The sequence below is a fragment of the Spirulina sp. CCY15215 genome (assembly GCF_016888125.1).
Taxonomy (GTDB): Bacteria; Cyanobacteriota; Cyanobacteriia; order Cyanobacteriales; family Spirulinaceae; genus CCY15215.
On record NZ_JACSWA010000206.1, the window covers coordinates 1 to 7,108 of the forward strand.

The following is a 7,108-nucleotide window of genomic DNA, read 5'->3' on the forward strand; positions in this document are numbered from 1 at the left end:
ACAGACTCCTACATCCCTTGGCTAAAAAATAGCTGTGGACTTACATGGAAGTATTGTAACGCAAGACGGGTTAAAACCCGTTGCGTTCGATGTCCATGAGGATTGTTGGTTGCAAGTGACCATCGCCGATAACGGTTCAGGTATTCCCGATGAAGTTCGCGATCGCCTCTTCGAGCCATTTTTTACGACGAAAGAGGTAGGGAAAGGAACGGGACTAGGGCTTTCCATCAGCCGGCAAATTATCGTCGAAAAGCATGGGGGGACCATTGATGTTGCCTCAACTATGGGAGAAGGAACCACCTTTACGATCAAAATTCCCTTGCAGGCGACTCCAGCAACCTGACATTGCGGGTAAATTCCCGCTCGTTGGTCTTGTTTTATGCCTAAACTATTGATTATTGATCATTAATAAAGACACATGGAAATTAAAGCGGTTGATACGACGCAATGGGATTGGAATGGCGATGCACTGGCGATCGGTCTATTTGAAGGTGCGGTTGAGATCGCGGGAGATTTAGCGGCATTGAACGATAAACTGGACGGGACGATCGCGGAGTTAATCGCTGAAACGGAATTTACGGGGGGTGCGGGGAGTTCTGCGGTGACTCGAGTTGGGGGGAAAAGTCCCATTCGCAAAATTATTTTAGTGGGGTTAGGGAAAGAGGAAGATTTCAAGCTAAATGGCATCAGAAACAGTACGGCGACGATCGCCCGCATTGCTAAGGCTGAAAGGGTGAAAACTCTCGGTATTGGGCTACCTGTGTCTGGGGATGGGGCTTTGAGCGCCCAGGCGATCGCGGAAGGATTACTGCTCACTTTACACCTGGATAATCGCTTTAAGTCGGAAATCGAAGATAAAGGAGATTGCCTCGAAACCGTCGAACTCTTGGGGCTGGGCAACCAAGATACGACGATTCAAACGGCTCGGGCGATCGCCTCGGGGGTGATTCTGGCGCGGGAATTGGTCAATGCTCCCGCGAATGCTGTAACCCCCACAACTCTCGCGGAAACGGCTCGGGATCTTGCGTTTAATTATGGTTTGGAGTTGACTATTCTCGAAAAAGAAGACTGTGAAAAGTTGGGCATGGGGTCTTATTTGGGAGTTTCTCAAGCCTCAGACTTGCCTCCCAAGTTTATTCATCTCACTTATAAGCCAAAAGGAACACCGCGCCGCAAGGTGGCGATCGTGGGTAAGGGGGTAACTTTTGATTCCGGTGGACTCAATTTAAAGGTGGGTAAGGGCATTGAAACTATGAAAATGGATATGGGGGGTGCTGGGGCAACTTTGGGGGCTGCTAAGGCGATCGGGCAACTGAAACCGGATGTTGAGGTGCATTTTATCAGTGCGGCGGCGGAAAATATGGTCAGTGGCAAGGCGATGCACCCTGGGGACATTCTCACGGCTTCTAATGGCAAAACCATTGAGGTGAATAATACTGATGCAGAGGGGCGTTTAACCTTAGCTGATGCCTTGGTATTTGCTGAGAAATTAGAGGTTGATGCCATTATTGATTTAGCGACTTTAACGGGGGCTTGCGTGATTGCTTTGGGGGAAGAGATTGGCGGTTTGTGGAGTACCGATGATAGTCTCGCCCGAGAACTACAAGAAGCGGCAGAATTGGGAGGAGAAAAGTTCTGGCAAATGCCTTTAGAGGAGAAGTATTTTGAGGGGCTAAAATCTCCAATTGCTGATATGAAAAATACGGGTCCGCGTTATGCTGGATCGATTACGGCGGCTTTGTTTTTAAAGCAATTTGTTGAGTCAACGCCTTGGGCGCATTTGGATATTGCGGGACCGGTTTGGGCGGATAAGGAAGGGGGTGTGAATAATATTGGCGCAACGGGTTATCCGGTGCGAACTTTGGTGAATTGGGTTGTGGCTTAATTTTTGGCTTAATTTGCTTGAGGCTGCGCGATCGCGCAGCCTTATTTGTAAAAAAATAATTAGCGAGAGCCTTGGTGTGACGGTTTCAATCCCTCATAGGGATTAGTTGTTATTGAAACAAAAAAAACGATCGCGCAGTGCGATCGCCAAATCAACAACAGTTAGGGGATTAATCCCGATCCATCTCTCGCCTGAGCCGTTCGAGTTCGTCGTCAACTGTCCCGCCAGAGGGAGAAGGAGGAGGAGAAACCCGCTTCCGTTGTTGTTCCCAGCGAAACTCATTAAACTCGCGATCCGAATCATCAATCGGCGTAACCTGGCGTTTAGCACGAGGTAACTGAGACTGATTAACCCGCTTATTCTTCCGTTTCTGGCGATTTTGCCACCATTGCACCACCAAAAAACGCCCCTGATAAACGTAAGCAAGCCCAATTGTAAACACCACAGACATCCAAACTCGTGTTTCTGGACTGCGGCACTTATACCGAGAATCGCAAACAAACAAAGCAAAAATAACAGCTACGAGGAAAGCAACACCCAACGTAACAACATAAGCAAAAATCCCATCCAACCAGCTTTTTAGCCTAGGGATAAAAAGCTCTCCCGCCTTGGGACGATTCCAAACAAAGCGATCGATAAAACTCAACGTAACAACAGGGAGAACAAAACCAATTAACAAAAAATAAGCCACCAATAAAGGATTACTAGCATCTTCTTTACTCGCGTCTAGCATCGATCCAGTCATTCCTACAGGCATGGCAGTGACAATAAAAGCCAACATCGAAGCCAAAACAACAGCCATAGAAGATAGATCGAGAACAATTGCCCTAACCCAGCAACTCGGATAAGGAAACCACTTCGGATAACGCATAACTACATCCATAGTTTCAATCCCCCATAGGGATTAGTTGTTATTGAAACAGGCGATCCGCGATCCAGCGAGACTTTTAAAACCTGTTTCAATCCCTCATAGGGATTAGTTGTTATTGAAACGCAGCAGCAGCACCAATACTGATAATTTTGCCAGTTTCAATCCCTCATAGGGATTAGTTGTTATTGAAACTCTAGTTTTATCCTTTTTCGGTATTGAATGGAAAACGGTAGTTTCAATCCCTCATAGGGATTAGTTGTTATTGAAACCCTCTCTCACAAAACGAGGCGCTCCAACAATTCGTGTTTCAATCCCTCATAGGGATTAGTTGTTATTGAAACAGGGGGATTTTTAGAAAAGCGATCGCATCTTTCGTTTCAATCCCTCATAGGGATTAGTTGTTATTGAAACTGTTGATTTGATTTTAGGATTACTTCCCGTTCCTGTTTCAATCCCTCATAGGGATTAGTTGTTATTGAAACCGTCTTTTGATGAATTCTTGTCAGAAAATAAATCGTTTCAATCCCTCATAGGGATTAGTTGTTATTGAAACGAAAAAGCCACTCATACCGTGCTTGGCGCTTCCGAAGTTTCAATCCCTCATAGGGATTAGTTGTTATTGAAACTTGCTATCGATCCCTTCAGAGAAAATCAAAAAACCATGTTTCAATCCCTCATAGGGATTAGTTGTTATTGAAACTCGAGAAGATCGATCTCCTCATTGGAGGTTAGCTCGGCGTAATAGTTTCAATCCCTCATAGGGATTAGTTGTTATTGAAACTATACCGTGTTGCACTAGGTAAGTCAAGAGGAAAGTTTCAATCCCTCATAGGGATTAGTTGTTATTGAAACAAGGAAGAAATAAAAGCCGAATCTTGCTCGGAAAGTTTCAATCCCTCATAGGGATTAGTTGTTATTGAAACTCGGGTGGCGCAGGAACTCCAACGTGGCGATCGCTTGTCATTGTTTCAATCCCTCATAGGGATTAGTTGTTATTGAAACCTTGCGATCGCTTCCCAATATACAGAAGGAGATATTCGTATGTTTCAATCCCTCATAGGGATTAGTTGTTATTGAAACACCGTTTCGGAAGGAACGGCTAACGGAGATAAAGTTTCAATCCCTCATAGGGATTAGTTGTTATTGAAACCCGCCGATTTCATCAAAGAGAACGCAAGAGTTGGGAAATTTGGTTTCAATCCCTCATAGGGATTAGTTGTTATTGAAACGACCCCCAGTAAAAGAAGCAATAGAATCACCAAGTTGTTTCAATCCCTCATAGGGATTAGTTGTTATTGAAACTGCTTGGCTTTCTGCCGATCCTCGGCGGTTTTCCGTTTCAATCCCTCATAGGGATTAGTTGTTATTGAAACCATTAACTGATATTCCCCCATTAGAAATATTTTTGTTTCAATCCCTCATAGGGATTAGTTGTTATTGAAACAAGCATCAGAGATTGACCCAAACTAACAGATTCGTTTCAATCCCTCATAGGGATTAGTTGTTATTGAAACCAAAAAAAAGGAATAAAGAGATCGCCAATGTGTTAAGTTTCAATCCCTCATAGGGATTAGTTGTTATTGAAACCTAATACCTCTCCTCACGAAGAGATTCATGTATGTGTTTCAATCCCTCATAGGGATTAGTTGTTATTGAAACTTTTAGTCTAGAGAGAAATACTCTCTACGGTGAGTTTCAATCCCTCATAGGGATTAGTTGTTATTGAAACTGGTGAGTATTATATTGGATTAGATGGATCATTAGTTTCAATCCCTCATAGGGATTAGTTGTTATTGAAACTAAGGCGATCGCGTCGGTTTATCGCGATTTTCCCGTTTCAATCCCTCATAGGGATTAGTTGTTATTGAAACCCTCGTAAAGATTCCCAATCCTATCTGTATGAAGTTTCAATCCCTCATAGGGATTAGTTGTTATTGAAACCCAACATCATTGAGCTTGTTATGGTCTTGCAGCCGTTTCAATCCCTCATAGGGATTAGTTGTTATTGAAACCAATCTTCCAACGTTCGGGCTATTGGGATGGAAGGAGTTTCAATCCCTCATAGGGATTAGTTGTTATTGAAACAGTTCTCGCTGTTGTTTTTCTTGCCAACATAGGGGCTGTTTCAATCCCTCATAGGGATTAGTTGTTATTGAAACGAATACTTGCCACAGCTATATCAAGAAATACGAGTTTCAATCCCTCATAGGGATTAGTTGTTATTGAAACCTACTGCCTGCCCTGTTGCGTTGGTCGTGAGTAGCGTTTCAATCCCTCATAGGGATTAGTTGTTATTGAAACGGGCATTGTAGACAATCCTCAAAAAAACTTTCTAAAAACCCTTGTTTCAATCCCTCATAGGGATTAGTTGTTATTGAAACAATTATATGGCAGATAATTTACGTTCCTGCATCGGGTTTCAATCCCTCATAGGGATTAGTTGTTATTGAAACCACGGATTTTGGTGTATCCAACCGAGTTGCTAGTGTTTCAATCCCTCATAGGGATTAGTTGTTATTGAAACCAGTTAGGTGCTTGGGTGCAACTCCCACCGCTTCCGTTTCAATCCCTCATAGGGATTAGTTGTTATTGAAACGTTGTTTTATTGGATGAGGCGGGCGTATTTCTCGTTTCAATCCCTCATAGGGATTAGTTGTTATTGAAACCATCCAATCAGCCGCACATTCTTCGGGTAGCCTATGTTTCAATCCCTCATAGGGATTAGTTGTTATTGAAACCAATCCCAACCGGGGGCGCAAAATTTCATCCTTGTTTCAATCCCTCATAGGGATTAGTTGTTATTGAAACCTTCTCTAACTCGCATTTAAAAGATATGTCTAGGTTTCAATCCCTCATAGGGATTAGTTGTTATTGAAACAGGAGAACTCTTGTTACAGTGTGATTTATACAAAAGTTTCAATCCCTCATAGGGATTAGTTGTTATTGAAACTTTGTATAGAAGGATTGATCCCTTGCCTCACCAGTTTCAATCCCTCATAGGGATTAGTTGTTATTGAAACATCGGAATCCCCTCTCTGGGAGAGGACGAATGGGATGAAGTTTCAATCCCTCATAGGGATTAGTTGTTATTGAAACAAGTGTTTTCTACAGAAGAAGTCACTTATATAGATGTTTCAATCCCTCATAGGGATTAGTTGTTATTGAAACACTCTAATTTTGCCAGATAAGCGAATCTGGCGAGTCTGTTTCAATCCCTCATAGGGATTAGTTGTTATTGAAACTGGCTGGGTATAGTTGATTGGGTGTAAGCAGTTTGTTTCAATCCCTCATAGGGATTAGTTGTTATTGAAACTTAGTAAAACATTTTTACCTCCTATAGTTGTAGGTTTCAATCCCTCATAGGGATTAGTTGTTATTGAAACAATTTTGGCGATCTCGATTGAGAGTGCGACATACCTGTTTCAATCCCTCATAGGGATTAGTTGTTATTGAAACACCTTTTTATCCCATCTGATAATGTATCATCTCTGTTTCAATCCCTCATAGGGATTAGTTGTTATTGAAACAAGGAGCGAGACGATCTCTTAGAGATAGGTCGGTTAAGTTTCAATCCCTCATAGGGATTAGTTGTTATTGAAACAAATCGAGGTAAGATTAGTTACTGCTATAGCTGTTTCAATCCCTCATAGGGATTAGTTGTTATTGAAACCAACAGATAAGGGGATAGTGATAGTAAAAAATGAGTTTCAATCCCTCATAGGGATTAGTTGTTATTGAAACATAGTCAGGGCGCGGCGATCGCCAATTAGGAAAACGTTTCAATCCCTCATAGGGATTAGTTGTTATTGAAACCTATATTCAAGAAACTGTCTAGAGTCTCCAAAGGCGTTTCAATCCCTCATAGGGATTAGTTGTTATTGAAACACTCTTATCCATTCTGGGCATCTCCACGGTCGAGCGTTTCAATCCCTCATAGGGATTAGTTGTTATTGAAACCTATTTGCAAGGATATCGAGAAAACGCGATCGCATTTGTTTCAATCCCTCATAGGGATTAGTTGTTATTGAAACAATGGGTATTTTATCTGCATTATCGCTACAAAAGTTTCAATCCCTCATAGGGATTAGTTGTTATTGAAACGAAACAAAAACAATTCATCAAACCGCCCTTTTCGCATTGTTTCAATCCCTCATAGGGATTAGTTGTTATTGAAACATTGAAACGTACCTGTTAAAGCTGGTCTATCTAAATCTTGTGTTTCAATCCCTCATAGGGATTAGTTGTTATTGAAACCGCCCAGAGTTGAAACCCTTACCGTATTTAGTTTTCAAGGTTCGTTTGCGGATACCGAGAGTTACTATAGCATTTCAGCCATCGCTTCCGCAAGGCCT

Annotated in this window: 3 protein-coding genes and 1 CRISPR repeat array; of the genes, 2 read left to right on the forward strand and 1 reads right to left on the reverse strand. The window is 42.3% G+C overall.

Translation table 11 applies throughout. From position 1 onward, the window contains the following. The first annotated feature begins 34 nt into the window (after window positions 1-34). Both JUI58_RS01190 and JUI58_RS01195 read left to right on the forward strand, forming a co-directional pair. A complete protein-coding gene (locus JUI58_RS01190) occupies window positions 35-343 on the forward strand; it encodes a HAMP domain-containing sensor histidine kinase (RefSeq protein ID WP_348539808.1) in 309 nt (102 codons plus the stop codon). A gap of 75 nt (window positions 344-418) precedes the next feature. Beyond that, complete coding sequence (locus JUI58_RS01195; protein WP_204101915.1) at window positions 419-1,885, forward strand: leucyl aminopeptidase; 1,467 nt, start codon at window positions 419-421, stop codon at window positions 1,883-1,885. Window positions 1,886-2,054: 169 nt separating this feature from the next. Here JUI58_RS01195 and JUI58_RS01200 read toward each other — a convergent pair whose 3' ends face one another. Further along, window positions 2,055-2,768, reverse strand: coding sequence for a hypothetical protein (locus tag JUI58_RS01200; RefSeq protein WP_204101916.1), 714 nt, complete (start codon window positions 2,766-2,768; stop codon window positions 2,055-2,057). Between the two features lies 1 nt (window position 2,769). After that, window positions 2,770-7,010: a CRISPR direct-repeat array (repeat unit 37 nt; unit sequence GTTTCAATCCCTCATAGGGATTAGTTGTTATTGAAAC). Window positions 7,011-7,108: the final 98 nt, after the last annotated feature.